Origin of the sequence: Methanoculleus sediminis (assembly GCF_001017125.1) — an archaeon.
GTDB classification, from domain to species: Archaea; Halobacteriota; Methanomicrobia; order Methanomicrobiales; family Methanoculleaceae; genus Methanoculleus; species Methanoculleus sediminis.
In genome coordinates this window covers 467,459-492,307 of record NZ_JXOJ01000001.1, presented here as the reverse complement: position 1 = coordinate 492,307, position 24,849 = coordinate 467,459, and the positions used below count along the sequence as shown (strand labels likewise).

At 61.0% G+C, this 24,849-nt stretch carries 16 protein-coding genes; 9 read left to right on the top strand and 7 right to left on the bottom strand.

Annotated elements, in window-relative coordinates:
• Positions 1 to 9: 9 nt before the first annotated feature.
• The 4 genes from SZ63_RS02450 (at position 10) to SZ63_RS02435 (ending at position 4,424) form a co-directional block, all read left to right on the top strand.
• Positions 10 to 1,068: a GNAT family N-acetyltransferase gene (locus SZ63_RS02450; protein WP_048180475.1), complete on the top strand. Its 1,059-nt coding sequence runs from the start codon at positions 10 to 12 to the stop codon at positions 1,066 to 1,068.
• Positions 1,069 to 1,238: 170 nt separating this feature from the next.
• Positions 1,239 to 2,234 (top strand): GNAT family N-acetyltransferase, encoded by a 996-nt coding sequence (locus SZ63_RS02445; protein WP_048180470.1) that lies wholly within the window; start codon positions 1,239 to 1,241, stop codon positions 2,232 to 2,234.
• Positions 2,235 to 2,275: 41 nt separating this feature from the next.
• Positions 2,276 to 3,289, top strand: coding sequence for a GNAT family N-acetyltransferase (locus tag SZ63_RS02440; RefSeq protein ID WP_048180468.1), 1,014 nt, complete (start codon positions 2,276 to 2,278; stop codon positions 3,287 to 3,289).
• 46 nt (positions 3,290 to 3,335) lie between these two features.
• Positions 3,336 to 4,424, top strand: a complete 1,089-nt coding sequence (locus SZ63_RS02435) for a polysaccharide deacetylase family protein (protein ID WP_206539403.1) — start codon at positions 3,336 to 3,338, stop codon at positions 4,422 to 4,424.
• Positions 4,425 to 4,450: 26 nt separating this feature from the next.
• On the opposite strand, the gene SZ63_RS02430 is transcribed toward SZ63_RS02435, so the two are convergent.
• Positions 4,451 to 5,941 carry a lipopolysaccharide biosynthesis protein gene (locus SZ63_RS02430; RefSeq protein ID WP_052959036.1) on the bottom strand — a complete coding sequence of 497 codons (1,491 nt, stop codon included), beginning with the start codon at positions 5,939 to 5,941 and terminating at the stop codon, positions 4,451 to 4,453.
• A gap of 266 nt (positions 5,942 to 6,207) precedes the next feature.
• On the opposite strand from SZ63_RS02430, the gene SZ63_RS02425 reads away from it, so the two are divergent.
• The gene (locus SZ63_RS02425; protein ID WP_156168331.1) at positions 6,208 to 6,411 is read left to right on the top strand and encodes a hypothetical protein; all 204 of its coding nucleotides are present in this window, start codon (positions 6,208 to 6,210) and stop codon (positions 6,409 to 6,411) included.
• 52 nt (positions 6,412 to 6,463) lie between these two features.
• Here the strand turns inward: SZ63_RS02425 and SZ63_RS02420 are convergent, their stop codons facing one another.
• Positions 6,464 to 7,573: a glycosyltransferase family 2 protein gene (locus SZ63_RS02420; protein WP_206539402.1), complete on the bottom strand. Its 1,110-nt coding sequence runs from the start codon at positions 7,571 to 7,573 to the stop codon at positions 6,464 to 6,466.
• 934 nt (positions 7,574 to 8,507) lie between these two features.
• On the opposite strand from SZ63_RS02420, the gene SZ63_RS02415 reads away from it, so the two are divergent.
• Together SZ63_RS02415 and SZ63_RS02410 are read left to right on the top strand one after the other, a co-directional pair.
• Positions 8,508 to 9,590, top strand: a complete 1,083-nt coding sequence (locus tag SZ63_RS02415; protein WP_048180464.1) for a CapA family protein — start codon at positions 8,508 to 8,510, stop codon at positions 9,588 to 9,590.
• Positions 9,587 to 10,822, top strand: coding sequence for a glycosyltransferase (locus SZ63_RS02410; RefSeq protein WP_048180461.1), 1,236 nt, complete (start codon positions 9,587 to 9,589; stop codon positions 10,820 to 10,822). The genes SZ63_RS02415 and SZ63_RS02410 overlap by 4 nt, the downstream gene beginning before the upstream one ends.
• Positions 10,823 to 11,308: 486 nt before the next feature.
• Here SZ63_RS02410 and SZ63_RS02405 read toward each other — a convergent pair whose 3' ends face one another.
• The gene (locus tag SZ63_RS02405) at positions 11,309 to 12,769 is read right to left on the bottom strand and encodes a right-handed parallel beta-helix repeat-containing protein (RefSeq protein ID WP_048180457.1); all 1,461 of its coding nucleotides are present in this window, start codon (positions 12,767 to 12,769) and stop codon (positions 11,309 to 11,311) included.
• Between the two features lie 544 nt (positions 12,770 to 13,313).
• On the opposite strand from SZ63_RS02405, the gene SZ63_RS02400 reads away from it, so the two are divergent.
• A complete protein-coding gene (locus tag SZ63_RS02400; protein ID WP_048180455.1) occupies positions 13,314 to 14,489 on the top strand; it encodes a glycosyltransferase family 4 protein in 1,176 nt (391 codons plus the stop codon).
• Between the two features lie 185 nt (positions 14,490 to 14,674).
• A complete protein-coding gene (locus SZ63_RS02395) occupies positions 14,675 to 16,858 on the top strand; it encodes a DUF2206 domain-containing protein (protein ID WP_241481223.1) in 2,184 nt (727 codons plus the stop codon).
• 30 nt (positions 16,859 to 16,888) lie between these two features.
• On the opposite strand, the gene SZ63_RS02390 is transcribed toward SZ63_RS02395, so the two are convergent.
• The 4 genes from SZ63_RS02390 to SZ63_RS02375 form a co-directional block, all read right to left on the bottom strand.
• Positions 16,889 to 18,130 (bottom strand): lipopolysaccharide biosynthesis protein, encoded by a 1,242-nt coding sequence (locus SZ63_RS02390; protein WP_048180448.1) that lies wholly within the window; start codon positions 18,128 to 18,130, stop codon positions 16,889 to 16,891.
• Between the two features lie 250 nt (positions 18,131 to 18,380).
• Entirely contained in the window at positions 18,381 to 20,954 is a 2,574-nt protein-coding gene (locus SZ63_RS02385) for a CARDB domain-containing protein (protein WP_048180446.1), read from the bottom strand.
• 420 nt (positions 20,955 to 21,374) lie between these two features.
• Positions 21,375 to 23,027, bottom strand: coding sequence for a hypothetical protein (locus tag SZ63_RS02380; protein WP_048180444.1), 1,653 nt, complete (start codon positions 23,025 to 23,027; stop codon positions 21,375 to 21,377).
• A 238-nt stretch (positions 23,028 to 23,265) separates the two neighbouring features.
• Positions 23,266 to 24,816: a right-handed parallel beta-helix repeat-containing protein gene (locus SZ63_RS02375; protein ID WP_052959035.1), complete on the bottom strand. Its 1,551-nt coding sequence runs from the start codon at positions 24,814 to 24,816 to the stop codon at positions 23,266 to 23,268.
• Positions 24,817 to 24,849: the final 33 nt, after the last annotated feature.

Sequence of the window (24,849 nt, the reverse complement as noted above, 5' to 3'; positions counted from 1 at the left end):
GTGTTGCAAATGGTTCGAATAGAGGTCAGGAGATTACATGCCGACGAACTTCCTGCGTGGGACGAACTGGTCGCCGCCTCCCCCCAGGGAACGATCTTTCATTCGAGCGACTGGCTGGTCAGGACCGCCTCGTCCCTGAACCGGACACCGATGATACTCGGGTGCTACGAAGACGGGGATCTGATCGGGGGTTGCCCGCTCCTCCTGTCGAACCCGTACGGACTGCTCAGGACGGCTTCTTCCGCAGCGCTGCTGGCCCCTTACGGCGGGATCGTGACGTCCGGCATAGAGAGCACGAAACGAAGAGAGCGGGAGCTGCATGCCAACAAAATCGTCGCATCCGTCTGCAGCCATATCGCCCGGATGAGGTTCGCTCACGTAGAACTGGTTCATTCTCCGTGGTTTGAGGATATCCGATGGTTCACCCGGAACGGATGGGACGCAAAGGTCTACTACACGTATGTGCTGCCGACCGACGGCGATGTCTTCAGCCGCATCTCAAAGAACGCACGGAGAAGCATCAACAGGGCAGAAAAACAGGGCATTACGGCGGCGAAATACTTCGATGCCGGGGCTTACTGGATGCTCATCGTGAACACCTTCGAGAAGCAGAACGCCCGCCCCCCTTTCACCAAAAAGCACCTTTTCAGTATGCTGGATGTAATCCGGGAGAAGAACCTCGGCGAGATGTGGGTCGCCAGGACACCTTCCGGGGAGATAGCTGCGGCCGAAGTCGTCGTTTACGACGCGAAAACAGTTCATCGCTGGTCCGCCGCCTCCGCGGAAGAGCACCTCTCTACCGGAGCGCCCTCGCTTCTTCTCGGCGAGGTTATCGCGCACGCCGCGGAGCGGAACTATCCGTCGATCAACCTGATGGCGGGGAATATGGCAAACCTGAGCGCGTTCATAGCAACCTTCAACCCGGATCTCGTTCCGTACTACGGCGTCGAATCGTCCGGCATCAGGTACGGCATCTTAAGAAGCGTGAACCGGTGCATGCGGGGCATGGCCTCGCGGATCGCCCGCCCCGCACCCCAATGCCGGAACGACCGGTCTTTCGAGGGGTGAGGTCCGGCCTCGCCGATTGCCGAAGAGCGTGCGGTGCACAAGCCCCGATTCCGGCCGGGGCTCCGGCGTCCACCCGCACCGGCCACCCCGTACGAACCCGGGGGTGAAGACGATCCGGATGGCCTCGCCGGTGGAAGGTATATTATATTATATCCGAAAGGTGTGTCTCCATGGCATACGCAATCGAACCGCTATCCAGGGATAACGCCGACTTATGGGACGCATTCAACAACCGCTCCCCGGAAGGAACACTCTTCCACAGCCTGAAGTGGAAGCAGGTTCTTGAGGATGCGCTCCACCCGAAACTGAAGTATTACCTCATCCTGGACGGCGAGGACGTTGTTGGGATAAGTCCCTGGGCCGAAGAATCGGCGTTGAACTTCAGGGGACTGATCAGCATCCCCCAATCCGACGCGAACAACATCGTGCTGGACGGTGGATTCGATGCCGCCCGTTTCAACGATCTCCTCTCGCTGTTCACGAGAGATCACTCGTTCCTGCACTTCAATACCTACCGTTCGAATCTTCTCTCCGGGATAACCTACGCCGCCTATTCCGGTGGAGAGACCGGGGATATGGTAGTGCACCTGAAGAAAAAACCCCCGGAGATCATATGGAGTGCCCTTTCGAAAAAGACGACAAAGAGCATCCTCAGGTTCCCGAGGGAGGGGTTCGAGTTGCAGGAGATCGATCGGAAGTCCGATATCGGGTTATTCTACCGGTATTACGAGAAGAACATGTTGCACATAAACGGAGAGACCCTGCCGCTCTCGTTCTTTGAGACACTCTGGGATCACTTCTCTCCGGACTACCTGAGAATTGCGGTTCTGGCAAAAGGAGACACCGTTGCCGGGGGGTCGGCGGCATTCATGGATCCGGTCAAAAAGACGGTTTATTTCGGATACCTGGCTCTCAACCGCGACCTTCCGCATTACACCCCCACTTACTACATGGACTGGGAACTGATCAACTGGGCATGGGAGAACGGTTACGAGAAGGTCTCCCTGGGACGGCAGAAAGCGGACCCGGACAACCCCCGCTTCCGGGACAAGGCAAAACTCGGGGCGGAACATGTCCCGATCCATTCGAGGCTGGTCCTGTTCTCAAAACCGACGCAGATACTCTACAGGATAAAAAAACTAATCCCGGCGAGTCGAAACGCTTAAGTGAATAAGGTGTCCGTATGCACGCCGGAGGGTCTACCGGTATGAGACAGCCGGAAGTGAGGGAACTCGGGAGTGCTGAATTCAAGGCGTGGGATGCGCTGGTCGCCGGGTCGGCACAGGGAACTGTCTTTCATACGAGCGACTGGCTGGTGGAGAACGCTCTCCTTCTGGATCAGACCCTGATCCTTATCGGGTGCTACGACGGCGAAGAGTTGATCGGTGGCTGCCCCCTCTACCTCTCGCGCCCCTATCGCCTTCTCCACGTGGCTTCCTCGAAAGCGGTATCGACCCCATACGGGGGGATGGTGATCTCCGATACAGGAGATGCAAAACAGAGGACAAAGGAGGTGCACACCAACCGGATCATCGCCGCGATACTCGAGCACATCACCCGGCAGGGGTTTGACTACGTAGATCTGGTGAACGCTCCGGGCCTGGAGGACATCCGGGCATTCACGCAGCAGGGGTGGAGCCCGGCGGTCTACTATACCTACGTGCTGCCCACGCATAACGATCTCTTCAAGACCGCATCAAAAGATGTGCGGCAGAACATCCGCAAGGCCCGGAGACTGGACATTTCTTCGGCCAGGATCTTCGACCCGGACATTTTCTGGAACCTTCTTATCCGTACGTTCTCAAAGCAGGGTAAAGAGCCACCCGTCACCGAGAGGCATCTTACAGGCATGCTGAAGCTCATCAGGGAGAAAGGGATCGGTGAGATGCGGGTTGCGAGCATGCCTTCTGGAGAGATTGCCGCTGCCGAAGTCACCCTGTGGGACGCGAAGATGGCTCACAGCCTGTTTGCCGCCGCCTCTCCGGAGCACCTCTCCACCGGGGCGGCGACGCTCCTCTGTTACGACAATGTGAATTCGCTCAAAGAGCGGAATCACAGGATGCTGAACCTGATGGCAGGAAACATCCCTCATCTCAGTGCGTTCATCTCCGGGTTCAATCCCCGGCTTATCCCCTACTATGGCGCCGAGTATCCCCGGTTCAGGTATCGCATCCTCAAGCGGCTGAAGGACGGCGTGTATCCGGACAACCGCGCCCGGTAGGAGAACTCTCAACGTACCCCGGCCCGTACTCCCCGGAAAAGTATACATGCTCTTACCCCGGTATGCAGGGGAAGAGGCCGTTCCGGACATGATGGATCTGCTCAGGCAGGATAGAGAGGTATGGGACCTGTTCACCCGAAAGGAGGAGTACGAGGAGTCCGACCGCGACCGATTCGACCGGTTTCCGTACTACCAGAGCCGCCATCGTGACGTATTCGTGCCCCGGGCATCGCAGATCCTGGTGGAGAACGGTTTTTCCTGCGAATACCCCGAATCCCAGCCGTTTGCAATCTGCCTCTCTCACGACGTCGACACCGTCTATCGGCCCCTCCACGTCAGTGGGCTTGAGATCGTAAAAGCGCTCAGAGCAAAGAGGCTCCTCCATGCAGGAAGCATCATCAGAGAGCTGAGTCCCGGAAAGTGCCGGAAACAGACTTTCGAGGAGATCACCGGACTCGAGGAGTCATACGGCGCGCGATCCGCCTTCTACGTTCTGGCACTGGAAAAGGGGGCACGGGAGCACGCCTACCCGGTTGAAGACCTGGAGCAGGAGATCTCCGCACTCCGGGATAGGGGATGGGAAGTCGGCCTGCACGGCGGATGCGAAGCCTACCGCGACTTCGACGGCCTGGTGAAAGAGAAACGGTATCTGGAGAGCATTCTTGACCGGAAAGTAACCGGGTATAGAAGTCATTACCTCAGGTTCCGCGTCCCGGAGACCTGGGAACTGCTGGAGAGAGCGGGTTTCCTCTACGACACCACCCTCGGGTATCCTGACTGCATCGGGTTCAGGAACGGCATGTGCCACCCGTTCCGGCCGTTCGACCTTGATCGCGGGAGAGAGATGGCGATCCTGGAGATCCCGCTCGTGGTGATGGACCGGACGCTGCTTCTGCACATGCGCCTGAACCCGGAGCGGGCCTGGAACCGGATGAAGCGCCTCCTTGAGGCGGTCGAGCGGTATCACGGCGTGATCACCGTCCTCTGGCACAACGAGTTCATGACCGGCGATCCGCTCAGGTTTTACCGGAAAATCCTTGAGTATGGTCATGAGAAGGGCGCCTGGATGACCGGCGGCCATGAGATCGCGGCATGGTGGGGGAAAGGGCGGATGCGCCCGCCCCCCGGGCCGTGAAGATTCCGGACGCGATACGGTGCCGGTCACCGGAACAGGCCCAGCCGCTCCATCCAATCGAGGTGTTTTGCAGGGATCAGTCCCTGAACCATCCCCATGAGCTCCCTGCGGACCAGGGTATCGGTGAAGAAGAGCAGGAGATAGTAGGCGATCGCGGTCATCCCCGCAATCCCGAGCAGGATGATGAGCGGGAGGTCCAGGAACTTGCCGATGATCAGGGGCACGGAGATGACGATGCTGACCGTCAGGTGCCGGATCAGGCTGATCGTGCTGTCCCGGTATCCGGCCCCGGATACCCGTACGAGGTATGCAGCCTTCGACCCCCATATGAGCGTGCCGCCGATTGAAAAGAGGACAAGCGTGGAGACGGGATTTCCGGTGATGCCGCCGATGTAGAAGATGGTCGCCCATGTAAGGAGGGTCAGGATCTCAAACGAGAGAAAACTCCTCTGCCGTTCGAGAACTCCGAACAGGGATGAGATAGGTGAGAATATGAAGACCGTGAAGATCCAGGGAGCAAGGAGCATCGCATACGTGCCCGCCGTGAGCCAGTCCGCACCGAAGACGAAGGAGAAGAGATCCTCGGCGAGGATGGTGAATATAACGAAGGGAAAAATGCCGATGGAGATGAGTCTCGTGTGGATCTCCCGGACAACGCTTTTGACGCTCCCTGTGCGGTTCTTCTCCTCACTCGCCTTCTGGTAAAACACCTGCGAGATCGCCGTTCCTACCATCCCCATGGGCAGCCTCACCGCCATCATGGCAAGGGCGTAGTATCCGAGAATCGCGGGGTTGAAGAAGTAGGCAAGCATGAACGCCGGCAGTTCCCAGGACAGGCTGTTTGCAAGGCCTCCGGCGGAACCGTAGAGCGCGAAATCCCTGTACCGGACGGCAATCTCCTTCATCCGCTTTACCCTGACGGCCTTCAAGAGTTCGATATCCTGCGTCAGCCCCCGGAGCATGTAGAGAACGGCGAAGGTCATGCCTGCCACCGAACCGAGGATGAGTCCCAGGGGCGAGGGAGCGACCAGCCCGCCCCCGATCTGGACCATCCGGGTGGAGATCGAATTCACGACGATGCCTCTGGAGAGAACGCCGTACTGCACCTTCCGCGAGAGCCATTCGTTCAGGATTGCAAAGAGGCTGCTGAAGACGACGAATACCGGCAGCCATACGAAGTATTCGGCTATCATCGGGGTTTCGAAGAAAGCACCGAACCAGTCCCCGAACCCGATGAAGACGGCCCCGATTGCGGCGGACACCCCCAGTATGCAGACGGTGCAGAGGGCAAACGCGTTTATCGAGTCTTCGTCCGTCTTCGGCAGCATGATGGTATAATCGTACGAGAGAGAAGAGACGACCACGGCCACCGTTGCGATGGAGAGGAAGAGCTGGTTGACTCCGAAGAATTCCGGCGAGTAGAGCCGTGTAATCACGGGGATGAGGATGATGCCGGTCACCTGGGCGATCATGGTGCCCGTCGTCAGTTTGAAGATGTTGCCGAGAAAACTCGCCATGGAACCTTCGCGTCGCCTACACCCATGATATACTTTGCCCGGCCAACCGTCGGATCGCCACCGGGCGCTGCCGGCCCAATCAGACCCGGTCAACCTGCAGAGCGCACGCGAAAGGGGCAGGGAACGATTGCAGGCCCTCCCTGATCCGCCCGGGCAGCCGCAGGTGTTATATACGATACGCACGAGTCCGGTCCGGTTACAGCGATGCGTGAGAAGAGATTGCGCCGGCCGTTCTCAGGGTCCGGGTGTTCACCGTGACCGGCCTTATGGAGACACTCTACGGTTGGGATTCAAAGGCTGTCATAGCCGCGATGCTCGCTTTGTTCATCATCGCCGCCTACACGATCCGCCCGATGCTCGAAAAACCGGCCTTTATCCGCACCATGGATTACACGACGATAGCCTGCGCGGCACTCCTGGGCCTGATAGTTTACCTGAGGATACTGGAATTGACCGAATACTGGGGTTGAGCAGCGGGCAGGGACGAACTCCGGCAAGATCACCGTCGTCTCGCAAAAGTTCCTACGTTTCACCCGCCCGCCGCTCTAGCATCGATACCAGGAAGTTGAGGACCAGTCCGGACGAGACCAGCAGCAGCCCGAGAATGAGTGCGGTTATCCCTAACGTAAATATGACGTAATGAAACTGGCCGATCCGGTAGAGCTCGGAGAAGGTGTAGATCTCAAGAGCGATCCCGAAGAGCGCGATAGATCCTCCGGGTATTCCGAAGAAGAGGAGCGGCCGCTTATACCCGATCAGCCCCACTATCCGGGCGAGCACGCCGAAGCCGTGGGAGAGCGGGTTCTTCTTGTGCTTGTGGGGGACGTCGTAGGTGACGGAGATCGGGACCTCGGTCACCCGGAGGTTGAGAGAGGCGAAGTGAGCGATCATGTCGGATTCGATGTTGTACCCCTCCGACGCGAAGGTGAGGTTCTCGAGGGCCCGCCGGGAGAGAGCCCGGAAGCCCGACTGCGAATCCGTCGTCGCGAAGCCGCCGCCGTCCACCGAGATGTTCGTGAACCCGGTGAGCACCACCTGCCCGGCCCGCCGGTAGGCGGGGATCTCGGCCCGGGTGTTCAGGAACCGGGAGCCGATGACCAGATCGGCCTCGCCGGCAAGCACCGGCGCCGCTACGACCGGGATCTCGCCCGGGTCGTGCTGGCCGTCGCCGTCGAGCATCACGACGGCGTCGTAGCCGAGCTCGCGGGCCCGGGCAAACCCGACCATCATCGCTTTCGCCTTGCCGGCGTTCTCGGGCAGCCTGATGACGTCGGCACCGGCAAGCCGGGCGGTCTCGGCGGTCCGGTCGATCGAACCGTCGTCGACGACGATCACCCGCTCGGCGTGCCTCTTCGCCTGAAGAACGATGGAGCCGATAACGAGGCCTTCGTTGTATGCAGGCGCGACAACCGCGAACGGGGGGAGTTCTCTCCCGGGGATTGCCGGATCACCCGTCCCGCCGCTCGATCCTCCCATGAGCGCTCCGCCGGAAGAGGGGGGCCGCGCGTACCCTTCAGGCTGCGTCCCGCGTGCATCCGTAGCACGACCGGCCGTATCATCCCTGCTCCTGCCGATACCGTGCGCCGGCGGGGAGTTGCCGCCGGCGGGGAGAAAGAACCCGAGAGCCGTCATCTCCGCACCGGCGGAAACCCCGGCCGCAACGGGAAGAATAGATTCTGGCCAGTGCACGTGAAACCCTCCATCGCAGTACCTCCCGGGAACCCCTCCGAACGGGCGGGACGCCGGAAGGAAGGATCGGGAGCGGATCCGAGGAGTTGCTCGGTCCCATCACACCACGCTGGGTCTGCCATGCGGCTGCTGATATATATACATTCCCGCGGCGAAGACCCGTACGGGTGCCGGCACCCGGTTCGCCAGCATCGAGGTTGACGAATTGACCAGAAAATATGACGAATCGAGAGGAGAGCCCGTCTCGAAACGGCTGCTTTGCTGCAAAATCCGGAGGGACCGAGTAGCGCCGAAACCCATAACCGCCTGTTTGCTGTTAATGACGATCGCACCCGCACGACATCTTCGTGAAGGAAACGGTTACGGCCGATCGAGGAGACGCACAGCACGACCGGGAGCAAAGGTGCAAAAAATCGGTGCCCGGCGCATGGACCTCCCCCACAGGATGGCGGCATCAGCCCCCTGCTTCATCACCGGATCAGTGGGGGTAACTCTCATCATCTGCCGCCTGGCGATCCAGGTACATACTCGGTGCATGAGCAGTTAATGGTTCGGCATCACGAGTTCCACCGCTACCGGAACCGCCCCCCGCCCCGCCGGGGTTCCGGGGTTCTCGGGAAGCCGTATGCGTCGAGATACGCATGCCGGGGGCATAATCAGGGCAAAATATATATTGTCGCATCGCCTGTCTGGAACTCAACGCATCGGGGAGGGAAGGCAGTATTCACGATTACCCGTACATGGAAGCTTCTCTCGCAGACGTCAACGGGGTTCCACCGCTACGGTTCAAGGGGGTGGGGATCTTCAGATCGACGATGAAGGCAGGCCGCAGGCCCGGATCTCCCGTCCCGAGCAGAGATTCTGCAGGAGAAGAGGTATGACATCGGTGCGACTGCGAGCGGTCGGAGACGTGCTGCTCTGGATCAGGAACGGCAAGAGACCTTTTGCCCGGGTCCAACATGAACTCCGGCGGAAAGACCTGCTCTTCGGGAACCTGGAGACGGTTCTCTCCAAGAGCGGAACCGAGAGCAGGAAACGCTGGGTCAACACAACCCCTCCGGAGGCGGGTGAGTTCCTCAAAGAAGCCGGGTTCGATATCCTCAGCGTGGCGAACAACCACACGCTGGATATGGGCAGGGAAGGTTTTGAGAACACCCTCGAGGGTCTCGAGGCCCGCGGTATCGCCTACGTCGGAGGGGGGCGGGGCGACGATCCGACAGAAGGGCTGGTCGTCGAGCAGAACGGTATCAGGTTCGGTTTTCTCGCATACACGAGCGGAAGGTTCCGGTCGCCACCGGGCGTCACCGTAGCCAAACTGAAGAAAAAGGCCGTCATCGAAGAGATCAGGGCACTGAAGGACCGGTGCGACCATGTCGTCGTCTCCCTGCACTGGGGGATCGAGAACACCTACTACCCCTCGCCCGACCAGGTCAGACTCGCTCACGCCTTCATCGACAACGGGGCGACCCTGATCCTCGGACACCACTCGCATACCATCCAGGGGCTGGAACGGTACAAAGACGGCCTGATCGCCTATTCTCTCGGAAATTTCCAGTTCGATACCGAGATCTTCAAGGAGCAGATCAACAGTTCCATGATCCTCTCGGTGGATTTCGACCGGGACGGCATCCGGGACTACACGACCATTCCCTGCGTCATCAACAGCGACTTCCAGCCCGAGGTGGCGGAGGGGCGAACCAGGGAACTGGTGGAGCGCTGGATAGCGAAGTGTTCCGAGAGGGTGCGCAACGGGAACGTCACCCGCCAGTGGTGGTTCGAGCAGATCGGCGCGGACTACCTGGAGTACAACCTGGAGAGTTACCGTTACCGGATCCGGCAGCACGGGCTTGCACCCCTGGTCGAGTGCGGGGTCTGGCTTTTTACGCCGTTCTGCCTGAACTGCTACGCGGGCCTGATCAGGAAGCGGCTCAGAGAACGCAGCATCGGGGGGCGGGCATGAAGATCCTGCAGGTGAGCCCGTTTTTCAAACCGCTCTGGGAGTCGGGCGGAGTGGCACGGGTTGCATACGACATCTCCCGGACCCTGCACGAGAACGGGCACGACATCACCGTCTACACGACGAACCGCAGCATCTACCCAAACGACCTTCCAACGAACCGCGCCACCACCGTCGACGGGATGAACGTCTATTATTTTGAGAACTTACGGAGATACGCCCGTGGGGCGGCCCTGCCGGTGATGCCCTACCGGATGCCGGCGGTCGCAAGAAGGGAGATTGCCGGGTTCGACCTGGTCCACATCCACGACCACCGCACCATGCTCACCGTCATCGCCTCCCACTACGCGAGGAAGTACGGCGTGCCCTACGTGCTCCAGGCGCACGGGGCGCTCCCGCAGGATACGGGCTCTGCGCGGATGAAGCGGCTCTTCGACCGGTTCTGGTCGGAGAAGGTGATCCTCGGCGCCGCGGGGGTTATCGCGCTCAACGAGACGGAAGCGGAGCGGTATCGCGAGCTGGGTGTCACCGATGAGAAGGTCGCGATCGTCCCGAACGGCATCGACCTCGCCGAGTACCCCGACCTTCCCGCCCGCGGCAGGTTCCGTGCGGCATGGGGGATCGACGACGCCGCGAAGGTCGTGCTCTACCTCGGGAGACTCGACCCGACGAAGGGGATCGATCTTCTGATCCGCTCGTTTGCCGTGGTCGCGCGGGAGTTCGACGACGCCGTTCTCATGCTGGTTGGGGGGGACATGGGCCACAACGACGAGTTCAGGCAGCGGGTCGGGTCGCTCGGTCTCGACGACCGGGTGGTCTTCACGGGGTTCGTGAGCAAGGAGGACAAGATGGCCGCATACACCGACGCCGACGTCTTCGTGACGCCGAGTTTCACCGGCTTTCCGGTCACGTTCCTCGAAGCGTGCCTCTGCGGGACACCCATCGTGACGACGGGCAAGGGGGACCTGCTCGGGTGGATCGACAACTCCGTCGGGTTCAATGCCGGGTACACGCCGGAGGCGCTCGCCGCCGCCATCGGACGCCTGCTTGCCGACGAAACACTGCGGGCAGGGTTCGGGGAACGGGCGAAAGAACTCGTCCGGACCAGGTACAACTGGGAGGCGATCGTCAGCGATATCGAGACGTTCTACGCGAAGGTTGCCGGGAAGGCGGAAGGGAGTATGCCAGCGGGGGTCTCGAAAGGGGTAACCCCGAAGGCTCCGGATACCTTTTGATCTTTCTTCCAGCCCGGCAAGAGCCGCTCCCGGGAATATCCGGCATACTACCAATAGAGGCCGGAGCATGAGAAGAACGAAGTTCTTCGAGGGCGCGAAGTCCGGATAGGTATTGACAGCCTCTCGAAACCCTTCGGGTTTCTCGTGCTCATGCTCCTGTCCGTTGACCGATCGTTCTTCGCGTTCTTCGCGTCTTCGCGTGAGGCAATTGTGCGAGAACAGCGATGCAGTCTCGCGCGAAGCCGCGAAGGCGCGAAATTGGTGAAGGTGTTAGCGGTTCCTTTCGCGTTCTCGCCGGAAGGTGCTCGAACTCCCGCTCTCATCCGGGGGTGCTCACGCTCCGGCCCTTTGGCTCATCGCACTTCGCGTTCTTCGCGTGAATCAGAGGTATGAATAATCCGGAGGGGATTCATCCTCAGGAGGGTTTTAACAAAACTTAAAAAAAGATTGGGACCGGGCCCGTCAGGCCCGATAGTATCGACCGGTTTACGCGCCGGCAGACGCAACCGTCATGCCGTCCGTCCGGACGTTCTGGCCGCCTTCGACCAGGAACGCTTTCTCGGAGCCGGAGGTTATATCTCCGGTGTACTGGACGTTCTGGTTGTTCTTCGCCCAGACGAGCGTCTCGGCCCGGTCACCGGAGGCGTGGATGTCCACTTCGGCATTGCTGAACTGGCCGTTCGTGCCGCCGAGGCTTGCACCCTTGCCGTCGATTCCTGCCGGGTTCACGAGCTCGAAGTTCTCGATCCGGATGTTGCTCGCGAGGTCGACCTGGAGGCCGTAGCCGTGCGAGTCGGTGCTCGAACAGTTCTCGAGCACCAGGGCGGGATCGGTCGAGCGGCACGGGATGCTGTAGTAGCCGGCCGGCTTACGGTAGGTGTAGTCGGTCTTCCCGGCGCCGGTGTCCTTCTCGACACAGTCGTAGAGTTTGCCGCCGTTGGTCGCGTAGAACCCATACAGCGAGTTGCTCTCCGCAACGCAGTTCTTGAACGTCACGTCGCAGTTCGGGGCGTAGTAGCCGCACCCGAAGTAGTGGGTCGACATGTCGCTCTGTTTGTAGGGCACCGTCGGGTAGGGCTTCTGCCCGTTGTTTACGCTCGTGCAGTTCTCGAGGACCGCGTTCGTCACGGTGGGGTCGAACTCGAAGTGGAACCCGGACTCCAGGTTACCTTCTGCATGGCAGTTCGTCACGCGAAGGCCGTCCATGTCGTTTAACTCCGCAAAGTCGAACCCGGTGATCCAGGGGTTGAACACACCTGTGCTCCCGCAGTTGATCGCAGCACAGTTGTCGTAGCGGACGTTCTTGATCACCTTGTTGGACGAACCCCATGCGTTGTGGATGAACCCGTAGGTGCCGGTGTCCACGGCCTTGCAGTCGACGAACTCGACATCTTCGAGGGTCGGGGCATAGACCGCCGGATCGTGGATCAGGAGGAAGACCGCCTGGATGCTTGCGTCGGCGGTTCCCGTGATGTTGTGGATCTTCGCGTGGCTTGCCCGGATGGTCATCACGCCGAGCCACTTGACGCCGCTGCTGTAGCCGCCGCCCTCGATGTGGAACCCGTCCAGGGTCACGTTCTCCTGGTCGACGCTGATACGCCCGTCGTTTGTGAACACGAGGTTCGTCGCATCCGGACCCTGCCCGGAGAGCGTCGTGCCTGCCGGCGGCGCGATGACGCCGGCGCAGTTGAACGTACCGTCCGAAAGGACTACTTTTCCGCCGTCGGGCAGCGCGGCAAGCGCCGCCTGGATCTCGGCCTGATCGTCGACTCCGTCACAGACATAGTCTGCCTGGTTCTTCGACAGTTCGGTGCTATCGCTTGCAGCCACGGTGAGCGTGGCCGGACTTGCGGACTCGGCTGCACTTACCGGGGAGAGTGCCGGAATAATCAGGCAGCACGCCAGAAGTGCTGCAGCCAGTCTCAGTATATTCTGCCTGTCTATCATGCCATTCAGCCTCTCTGTGAGGTATCACTACCGTCTTTCAATTGGCATATAAATATTTTATTGCGGAAATAAAATTGATTTAAGGGATTAATCGGCAATATAAGCCGTAAAAATGCAATCCGTTAAGACGATACCGCATCAAAACGGAGATCGATTCCTGCAAAAAGATATTATATAATTGATGGAATTAAAATCGAAGAATACAAATACTCGCGCTTTCTGCTATCGTTCGCCGGGAGTGACCCTCCCCGAAACGCTTTCATCCGGAACTGATGGGAATTCGGTTTGATGCGCCTGCATGGCACGGGCCCTCCGGCCCTCGCTACGGGGCGACGGCGTGAAACGGCACGGATTCCATCCGACCCCGACGAATCGGGAAGCACGGATACCGGATACGGCAGGCCGACCATGCGAATGCGCCCGGAAGAGAACGGACAGCGGGGCGGCTGCCGCAGAACCCACGCACACCTGCCGGGGGCGGATCCGCCCGGCAACGCCCCGCGACACAATCTCTATATAGGGCATCCTCCCAGAGAGAGCCCCTATGCGAGTGGCGTGCCTGACCTTCTGGTTCTACGACTACACCATCCAGATGGCGAACGAACTTGCCCGGCATGCCGAGGTGCTCCTCCTCCTCCCCGACTACAGGTCGGAGGAGTACGTGGAGAGCATCGACCCGGAGGTGAACGTCCACATCTTCGGCTACTCCCGGTATGCCGGGAGGCCGGGGCCGTCGTGCTACCCGATGCTCAAAGATATCGTGGCCGCAATCAACGACTTCAGGCCCGACGTCGTCCACTTCCAGGTGAACAATCCCATGCTCTGCCCGCTCCTCCCGATGCTCCGGAAATACCCGCTTGTGGCGACGTTTCACGACATCGAACCCCACCCTGGCGAAGACCGTCTCCTCGATGCAGGTTCGCTGCTCTACCGGCTCACCCTCTTCGTATCAAGGGTCATGCCCGACCGGATCTTCGTTCACGGGAAAGCCCTCCGCGAGACCCTGGTGAAAGACTACCGGGTCCCGGAACGGAAAGTGCACGTCATCCCCATCGGCGAGCACGAAGTGGCGCCGTTTGTGAAGTTCGAACAGGCCGACCGGGAGCCCGACGGCCGCCGGATCCTCTTCTTCGGAAGAATCCACCGCTACAAAGGGCTCGACTGCCTGATCCGGGCGGAACCGCTCATCACCCGGGAGATCCCGGACGCCCGGATAGTCATCGCCGGAACGGGCGAGGATTTCAGCAGGTACGAGGAAGCGATGGCCGGCCGGGATGCGTTCGAGGTCTACAACTACCGGATACCCTACGAAGAGGGCGCCCGGCTCTTCCAGCAGGCGAGCGTCGTGGCGCTCCCGTATCTCGAAGCGTCCCAGAGCGGCGTCATCCCGACCGCATACGGGTTCCGGCGGCCGGTGGTGGTGACGGACGTGGGGAGCCTGCCCGAAGTCGTCGATGACGGGGTGACCGGCTACGTCGTGCCGCCGCGGGACCCACAAGCGCTGGCAGCCGCGATCGTCCGCCTGCTGAAGGACCCCGGGGCGTGCCGCCGCATGGGGGAGCAGGGTTACGCGAAACTGAAGACGGACATGGCCTGGTCGACGATAGCACGATCTCTCCTCGCGGTTTACAGCGAACTCGGGTCCGCTCCGGGAAGGGGAACCGTTCCCGCGGATGAGGCATTCGCCGATACCGCCCCTGCCGCCGGGAAAGAGCGATGACCTGAACCTCCTTCCGCAACGGGGCCCGGACAGGCGCAACACATTAATAGGTTGACCGGAGAGTAGGTGCACCGATGCAGCGCACAGCCTGTCAGGTGTCACCGAAGGAAAAGACTCGTTGTCCATGCACGTAGCCGACCAGAGACAGAACAAGGGATACCATGCGCCTTCCAAACCCGTTCCGGATGAATGACTGGAATAACAAAACGTTTTTCTGGGTATTCCAGGCGATCCAGATCGTCTTCCTCGGGGTAGTCTGCCTCGATCTCGTCGGGTATTACATACCGATTGCAAGGGAAGCCCTGGCATTTCTTTATCTCACCTTCATCCCCGGAGTCCTCGTGCTGAAGGCGCTCAGGCTCCACGATCTCGGCACGATCGAGACGGTGCTCTACTCCGCCGGGCTGAGCCTCGTGGTCGTCATGCTCACCGGCCTTACGGCAAACTTCGTGTACCCGCTGCTCGGGTATACGCGGCCGTTCTCGTTCGCGATCCTCCTCCTCACGCTCGTCGCCGTCGTGCAGGTTCTGCTCTACCTCGCGCTCACCAGGGATAAGGGGCGTACCGGTGAGAGCCCGGGGCTGGCCGTCCCCTCCTCTCCTGCGGTGCCGTTCCTGATGCTGCTCCCGTTCCTCGCGATCATCGGGACGTACCTGCGCGACAACTACCACATGGTCACGCTCCTCTTCCTGCTCCTCGTCCTGATCGCCGTCATCGGCCTCGCCGTCGGATTCGATCGCCTCATTCCGAAATCCTGTTACGGGCTCGGGATCTACACCATCGCGCTATCGCTCCTCTACCATACCTCGCTGATATCGGAGTATGTCTGGGGCTACGATATCCACCACGAACTCCACCTCGCCAACGGCGTGCTGATACCGGGGCTCTGGGATATGACCATCCCGTATAACACGAACGGGATGCTCTCCGTCGTTGCGCTCGTCCCCATCTACTCGCTCATATGCGACCTGGACCCCGTCTGGATCTTCAAGATCGTCTACCCCCTTCTCTTCGCGCTCGTGCCGCTCGGCCTCTACCGGGCGGTTGAGAAACAGACGGACGCGAGGATCGGGTTTCTCTCAATCTTCTTCTTCTTCTCGTTCTTCACGTTTTATACGGAGATGATCTCCCTCGCCCGCCAGCAGATCGCGGAACTCTTCCTCGCGCTGACCGTTCTTGCGATGATCGACAAGACCATGGACCGGGGGAAGCGGGCGTTTCTCATGATCGCCTTCGCATTCGCCATGATCGTCTCGCACTACGGGCTCTCGTACATCTACCTCTTCTCGCTCGTTCCGGCATGGCTGCTTCTTGCCGTCCCCGAACGGCTGTACTCCTGGCTGCCGGAGAGGCTCGCCCGGGGCATCTCCCTCATGAGGCCCGATCCCCTCGTTCCGGCGAGAACCGGCGGGAGGGCACCGGTGAGGACCCTCGTCCTCCCCTACATCCTCATCTTTGCCGCCCTTACCTACCTCTGGTACTCAACGGTCGCCGAAGGCACGGCGCTCGCTACCGTCACGGGCATCGGGGACAAGATATGGAACACCCTCTTTACGGACTCGTTTAACCCGACAACCGCCCAGGGGATGCATATCCTCACCAGCCAGTCGACGACGCTCCTGCACGGCCTGGCGAAGGTCGTCCATATCGCCACCCAGGGCCTCATCGCCGTGGGGCTGCTTGCAACCCTTGCAAGACGCGAGCGGTGGCGGATCGAACCCGAGTATCTCGCCGTCTCGCTCGTCTTCCTCCTCATCAACGTAGCCGGTATCGTCGTCCCGTTCTTCGCAAGCTCGCTCAATACCAGCAGGCTCTACCACATCACCCTGATCTTCCTCGCCCCGTTCGCGATCATCGGCGGCATAGCGCTGTACGAGAGGTTGACCGGGTGGATACACGCGATCAGGGCCGCCCCGTTCATGGGGACGGCGTATCAGGCGCTGGCGGCATTCTTCGTCGTCTTCTTCCTCTTCAACAGCGGGCTCCTCTACCAGGTGATGGACGACAACCCGACGTCGATGGCGCTCGACACCGCCGGCGATAAACCGGTCTTCAACGGCAGGGAAGTACAGGGAGCGGTATGGCTCTTTTCCGAGGGAAACGAGCGCCCGATCTACGTCGACGGCACACGCTGGTGGCTTCTGCTGGGATTCAACCCGGGCAGCCAGCGGTACGTTCCGGCAAATGCATCGCTGCTGGAGCCCAACTCCTATCTCTACTTCGGCACGTACAACCTCATGCGGGAGAGCATCCGTATAGAGACGCAGGCGCACGCAGTCACCACGGCAACGTATACGGATGCGGAGAGGTTCATCCGGGACCACCACCGGATCTACGACAACGCCGGCTCCGCCGTCTACTACCGGTGAAGAGCCGGCTCCCGCAGCCCGCGCGAAAAATTATAGCCATCCCTTCTTCTTCAGGATCAGGCCGACGAGGAGCGTTCCCGCCACGTAGGTGGCGAGCCACGCGTATCCCATGCCGATGAGGCCGAACCGGTTCATCATGGCGTAGCCGAGACCGAGCAGGGCGACGCTGATGAAGCCGCTGAGGACGACGAGGCTCTGGATATCGTTTCGGACCTTTGCGATGGATATGAACGTCTGGCAGATGGAGACGAAGAGGGCGGATGCGGCAAGCACGCGGAGCAGGGCCATCCCTTCGACGTAGTCCTTGCCGATCAGGTTGAGGATCTGCTCCCCGAAGAGGGAGAGGCCGATGATCGCGGGTATCAGGAGGGCGAACATGCTCGCGAGCGTCCGGAGAACGCTTCTTTTCATCTCTCCTCCGTGGCTTCCCTCGACGAAGAGCGAGGTCGTGAACGCGTAGGGGATCATGAAGAGGATCGAGACGATCGCGTAGGTGATGTAGTAGTTGGCGGTGCTCTCCGCCCCGAGCACGTTGAGCACCATGATCGGGATGACCATGTTGGGGGCGGACATCAGGATCCCGGCGACGTACGCGCCGGCGGAGAACTGCCATGCCTCCCGCAGGAAGACCCGGTCGACGCACGGCGCCGGCCTCACGGAGCACCGGGCAAGGAGGACGAGAGCCAGGACGAGACCGAGGATGAACGAGAGGCCGAAGGCACCGAAGATGCCCATCGCGCCGAGGAAGACCAGGGGGACGAGGAAGAAGATCCTCGTCCCGTAGAGCAGGTTCAGGGCGAAGTAGTGTTCGGACTTCCGCAGGGCGTTGAACGCACCCTCAAAGACCCAGGTAATGGAGTAAGCACCGAGAATGACGAGGTAGAGCGGCGCGATCGATCTGACGATCGCGAGCTCGGGAGCCAGGACGTCGACCGCGGCGATGAAGAAGAGGCCCGCACCGAGCGCAACCGCCGTCGGGACGAGGACGGCGGTTCCGAGCACCCGGTTCTTGTCGCGGGTCGGGAAGAACCGGATCACCGACTGGTCGAGACCCAGGCGGGAGATGAGGATGAGGAGGCCCATCGACGACATCAGGGCGGTTGCAATGCCCACGTCCGCCTGCGAGTAGAACCGGGCCGCGATCATCCAGAAGAAGAACCCGAACCCGGCTGCAGCGAACGATGAAGCCATGATGAAGAACGAATTCCGGATAAGCGGCTGCTCTAAGTGCTGTCTGACCTCGCTGAAGTTTTTCGGGAATGCTACTGCCATTCGGTCGCCAGTATCGGTCGGCACCTATATAGATGTATCCACCGCTCCGGCCCCGGGAGAGCCGGAGATTCTCCAGGAACGAACGCTCAGGGCCGTGTTGCGCGATGCGGCAGCGGACAACGCTCACCGGAGGGGGTGAAAAGACCCGTCCATAACCAATATGTTCACGTACCGTACAGGTGTTAGGGGGCGGCACCTGTGGCAAAACCAGGAGGAGAGGAGGGATCAACCACTGCTCCTGGTAGACGCTTTAGAGAGAAGAGGTCCTGCCGAAGAAGAGATCGGCGAGCAGGGCAACGTCCTTCCAGTCCACAGTGCCGTCTCCATTAAAGTCGGCAGCAGGGTCGGACGGAGCGGTTTTCTGCGCCATGCCGGCGGCGATCGTCACGTCGGCCCAGTCGACGCTGCCGTCTCCGTTAAGGTCGCCCCTGACGGGAACCGGCAGGCTTCCGACGACGATCTCTTTGCTCATGACGTTGTTGTTTTCGTTCGACTCAGCAATCCTGTTGACATCGTCCACGTGCGCCTTCACGGTGTGCGTGCCGCCGGCGGCCTTCCAGGTTGCACCGCTTGAGCCGCCGCTCGCGGTCACGGTGACCGATGCGCCCGGGGCGAGGGCCGTGGTGTGAGTGTCGGACCAGACGCCGGGCCCGGCGGCGCCGTCATCGAACGTGAAGAGGACGCCGTGTTTCGTGCCCGCAGGCGTCGGGGCGGTACCCTGGTTCTTGATCGTGGCCTTCATCGTCACCGCATCCCCGGAGGCGGGGTTCGCCGGTGTCCAGGAGATGCCGGTCACCACGAGATCGGGCTTCCCGGCGGGTGTCGGGGTGGGGGTCGGGGTAGACCCCGACGCGGTCTTCGAGACCGTGATCTGTTCGGAACGAACGTTGTTAGCATCGTTCGACTCCGCAATCCTGTTGACATCGTCCACGTGCGCCTTCACGGTGTGCGTGCCTTCGACGGCCTTCCAGGTTGCACCGCTTGAGCCGCCGTTCGCGGTCACGGTGACCCAGGACCCGGGGGCAATCGATGCCGTGTGGGCATCGGACCAGACACCGGATCCGGCGGCACCGTCATCGAAGGTGAAGAGGACGCCGTGTTTCGTGCCCGCAGGCGTCGGGGCGTCGCCCTGGTTCTTGATCGTGGCCTTCATCGTCACCGCATTCCCGGTGGCGGGGTTCGCCGGTGTCCAGGAGATGTCGGTCACCACGAGGTCCGGCTTCCCGGAGGGAGCCGGGGTGGTGGGGACGGTCGGGGTCGCAGTCGGGGTCGGTGCCGGCACCGACGAGCCGGTGGACGTCACCTTCACGTTCTGGAGGGTTGCCTGACCTGCCGGAACCGTGCCGACGATGGTCACGCCGGGGGAACCGGCGGGGAGGGTCTTTGAGACGATCTCCATATCCTTCACGAGGACGTTCTGGGTCCTGTAACCCTCGATCACGAACGGTTTTGCCGAATCGGAGACAATCTGACCGGAGAAGACGGTGTTAACGTTCTCCTTCGCCCAGACCAGCGTCTCCACGCGGTTGCCGGATGCATAGATGCTCACCTCGGAGTTGTCGAACTGGCCGTTCGTGCCGCCGAGGCTGGAACCCTTGCCGTTGTACCCGACCGGGTCGATCAGGTGGAAGTTCCGGATCTTCACGTTGTTCGCGAGATCGACCTGGAGACCGAACGCACGCGAGTTGATGCTCGTGCAGTTCTCCATCACCGTAGAGGGGTTGACCGAGCGGCTCGGGATACTGTAGTAGCCGGCGGGCACCCGGTAGGAGAAGTCGGTTCTCCCGATGCCGGTGTCCTTCTCGACACAGTTGTAGAGTTTGCCGCCGTTCGTCGTGTAGAACCCGTTCATGGAGTTGCCCTCTGCGACGCAGTTGATGAACGTCACGTCACAGTTCGGGGCGTAGTAGCCGCACCCGAAGTAGTGGGTCGACATGTCGTTCGGGTTGTAGGCCTTCGTCGGGAAGGCTTTCTGCCCGTTGTTCCTGCTCACGCAGTTCTCGAGAACGGCGTTCGTCACCTTGGGATCGAACTCGAAGTGGAACCCGGACTCCAGGTTGCCTTCCGCAAGACAGTTCGTCACGCGAAGGCCGTCCATGTCGTTTAACTCCGCAAAGTCGAACCCGGTGATCCAGGGGTTGAACACGCCGAACTTGCCGCAGTTGATCGCAGCACAGTTGTCGTAGCGGACGTTCTTGATCACCATGTTCGTCGAGCCCCATGCATTGTGCAGGAACCCATACGTCCCGGTGTCAACGGCCTTGCAGTTGACAAACTCGACGTCTTCGAGGGTCGGGGCATATACGGTCGGATCGTGAATCAGGAGGTAAACCGCCTGGATGCTTGCATCAGCGGTACCCGTGATGTTGTGGATCTTCGCGTGGCTTGCCCGGACGTTCATCACGCCGAGCCACTTGACGCCGCTGCTGTAGCCGGTTCCTTTGATGTGGAACCCGTCCAGCGTGACGTACTCGCGGTCGACGTTGATCCGCCCGTCGCGGGTGAAGACAAGGTTCGTCTCCGATTCACCTGCCCCCTTGAGGGTGGAGCTTGCTTTGGGAGCGATGATCCCTGCACAGTTGTATGTACCACCGGAGAGGAGGACAACACCGCCGGATGACGGCAGGGCATTCAGTGCTGCCTGGATCTCCACGTGATCGTTGACCCCGTCACAGACGTAAGCAGCCGCCGCTTTATCGGCCGCACTGCTGTCGCTTGCCGCGACAATCGTAGTGGGGGTCGCTTCGAGCGCCCCGACAATCGGGATGAGCCCGACGATCAGGAACGCTGCAATAAGAAGCTTCGTTGTCCGTCTATCTCGCATTATCTCACCTCTTGGGAGATACTGCATTATCTGATAGCCGTATTTTAAAAGGTTTTTTAAATAAAAAGGACAATTTTGATTGATTCGATTTTTAAAAAAATCACGCATTTTTGAGATAATCGTCTATTTGCAGCATTTCTGAAATTTGCAACTCGACAACAAAGCATATATATTAATTATAACTTTAACGCGTGCACCCCGAAGAATACGCATCTTGACCGGGGATCCCCGGGGTCGTTCCGGACGGATGAACGGGAGCGGAATACCCATTATAATACGATAGATATTATAAAACTCGCGAAATCGTGAACCGACCCGTGCCCGGTCGGCCGCGACGGCAACCACCCCCCTGCCGCACCCCCGGCCGCAGCCGGGATCGGCCGGAGAAACGGGATCGGCGATCCAGGGACGGGGGGGCGATCACAACGCGCCCGAGGTGACCGCCACGTTCTCAAACGTCACCGCACCGGCAGGGACCGTATTCGTGAGGATGACGCCGTTGGTGAACGGCGAGAGGCTTGCGGAGACGATCTCCATGTTCCTGACCCTGACGTTCTGCGTGCGGTCGCCCTCGATCACGAACGGCTTTGCCGAGTCCGAGACGATCCTGCCCGAGTACTCGACATTCTCGTTATTTCTTGCCCAGATCAGCGTCTCGGCCCTTTCGCCCGATGCATAGATGTTGACCACGGAGTTGGCCAGCGGCCCGCCCTGCGACCCTCCGAGGTTCGTCGCCTTGCCGTCGATCCCGGCCGGATTCTCCAGGTGGAAGTTCTTGATCAGAACGTCGCTTGCGAGGTCGATATGGAGACCGTAGCCGTATGAGTCGATGCTCGAGCAGTTCTCGAGCACCAGGGACGGGGTTATCGATCGCGTCGGGGCGGCGTAGAATGAGGCGGGCTGGACAATCCGGTAATCGCTCTTCCCGGCCCCGACGTTTCGGTCGACACAGTTGTAGAGTTTGCCGCCGTTCGTCGCGTAGAACCCGTGCCGGCTGTTCCCCTCGGAGTAGCAGTTGACGAAGGTGATGTCTCCCCGCGGGGCGTAGTAGCCGCACCCGAAGTAGTGCGTGGAACGGTCGTCCTCGCGGTAGGCTTTTGCCGGGTAGGCTTTCTGTCCGTTGTTTCTGCTGATGCAGTTTGTGAGGATGCAGTCCCGCTTCTCGGGGTCCCACTCGAAGTGGAACCCGGACTCCAGGTTGCCCTCCGCAAGGCAGTTCGTCACCCGGAGGCCCTCGATGTCGTTTAGTTCCGCGAAGTCGAACCCGGTCACCCAGGGATTGAACGCACCGTGCCTCCCGCAGTTGATCGCGACGCAGTTCTCGTAGCGGACGTCCCGGATAACCCGGTTCGTCGTCCCCCATGCGTTGTGAAGGAACCCGTAGGTCCCGGTGTCCGCGGCTTTGCAGTTGACGAACTCGACGTCCTCGAGGGTGGGGGTGTAGACGTCGGGGTCGTGCAGCAGGAGGAAGACCGCCTGGGTGCTGGCATCGGCGGTCCCTTCGACGGCGAGGACCTTCGCGTGGCTCGCGTAGATGGTGACCACGCCGAGCCAGAGGTCTTTTTCGGCCTTCGGGTATCCGGTGCCCCTGACGTGGAAGTTGTAGAGCGTGACGGACTCCTGCGAGACAAGGAGCCGCCCGTTATCGGTGAACTCGATGAACGTCGCATCCGGCCCCTCTCCGCGGAGCATGGTCTTCGCGCCCGGATAGATGTTCCCGGCGCAATTGAACGTGCCTTCGAGGAGAGCGACCGTGCCGCCCGACGATAGCGCATCGAACGCCTCCTGGATCTCCGCCTGATCGTCGGTGCCGTCGCACAGGATGTCTGCCCGGGCTTTGGCCGTCGGGCTGCTGTCGCTCGCCGCAACGACGATCGTCGGTCCGGCAATCTCCGGGGGCACTGCCGGAGTCGTGGGGATCGGGGTGATCGGCGGGGGAGGAGGGGGCGGGGGCACCGGAACCGGGGGGTAAAAATGCAGGATCAGCACGACGGCGACGATCACCAGGAGTATGATCGCGACGGCGATGAGGATGCGCCGTTCTCTCTCCCCCAACTGCAGTTTTGCCGACATTGGACTACGACTCGCCTCTTATTCTTCGACATTGCCGGGGGATCGTACGGGCTGCGGGAGCCCGGTGACGCCGTCCACCCCGGCTCACACCTCTATGACACGGAAGTACCATTTAAGGCTTTAGCCGACCCGCCACCATCGAAGGGTTCCGCACGGGGGGCCGGGAGAGGAACGGCCGGCTCCGCAGCCCCGTGATATCCACGCACGATGCCTTTCGCACCACAGGCGCCCCGGAGACCTATGCCGTACCGCCGGCCGGCAGCACCTCGAGATCGGTCAGGTCCGCACCCCCCGCCAGGGTCCACTCGACCACCACCGGACGGGCGGCATCCGAGACGATCCTCCCGGAGTAGACGACGTTCCTGTTGTTCACGATCTGCACCAGCGTCTGCGGCCGGTCTCCCGATGCGGCGAGATCGATGACCGAGTCGGAGATACCCGCATCGATCGTCGAGTTTACCGGGAGTTCGCCGGACGGGCACCCGAGCATCGCCCCGATACCGTCGATCCCTGCCGGATCGGTCATGGTGAAGTTCCGGATGAGCGCGTTCTCCGTGCCGCAGACAAAGAGGCCCCAGCCGTACGAGTCGAGGCTCCGGCAGTGGTCCATCACGACGGACGGGCTCTGCGAGACGGGCAGGGACTGGAGGATGCAGTAGGATATGGGTTTTCTCGGGTCGCCGGCGGTCGAGTCGCGGCCGGTCTCGCTCTCGGTGCAGTTGTAGAGGAGCATGCCTTCCGGGTTGATGACGAAGTACCCGAACGCACCGTTCCCCTCCGCCCGGCAGTTCACCAGCGTCACCTCGCCTCCCGGGAGGTAGAAGCCGGCCCCGAAGAAGTCCGGGTCGCCCACCAGGTAGTCGTCGGGGTAGGGTTTTCGGCCGTTGTTGCGGCTCACGCAGTCGATGAAGACGCAATCGCGCTTCGTTGGATCCCACTCGAAGTGGAACCCGGACTCCAGGTTGCCTTCCGCAAGGCAGTTCGTCACCCGGAGGCCCTCGATGTCGTTTAACTCGGCAAAATTGAACCCGGTGACCCACTGGTTGAACGCACCGTCGCTCCCGCAGTTGACGGCGGTGCAGTTCTCGTAGCGGATGTTTTTGATCGTCGTGTTCTCCGAACCCCAGGCGTTGTGGAGGAACCCGTAGGTCCCGGTATCCACGGCCCGGCAGTCGACGAACTCGACGTCTTCGAGGACGGGGCCGTAGATGTTCGGGTTGTGCAGCAGGAGGAAGACCGCCTGGATGCTCGCGTCGGCGGTGCCCGTGACGTTGCAGACCCGGGCATGGCTTGCGTAGACGGTGAGCACCCCGAGCCACTGGTCGAGATCGAGGGTCGTGTCCGTGCTCGCATTCACGTAGCCGGAACCCCGGATGTGGAATCCGTCCAGGGTGACGCGCTCTTCCGAGACGTTGAGCATCCCGTTCCGGCTGAACTCGATGGATGTTTCCCCGGGCCCCTGACCGAGAAGCGTCGCTCCGGCGGCGGGGGCGAGGCTTCCCGAACAGTTGAACGTGCCGTCCGAGAGGACGACCGTGCCGCCGTCGGGGAGGTTCGCGAGCGCCGCCTGGATCTCCACCTGGTCGTCGATGCCGTCGCAGACGTAGTGCGCGTCCGCCATAGCACTGCTGTCGCTCGCCGCCACAACGATCGGCGCCGCGGATGCAACAGCACCCTGGACAAGCAGAAGGCCGGCAACTACGCCGACCAGGAGGACGACCGGCAGGTCCGCGGCGGGTGGGCGTGGCCGGGATGAGTCTGGCGCTTTCTGAAGCAGGCGGGTAGTCATCACGCTCCTTTGGCATATCATACGGGCTACCGG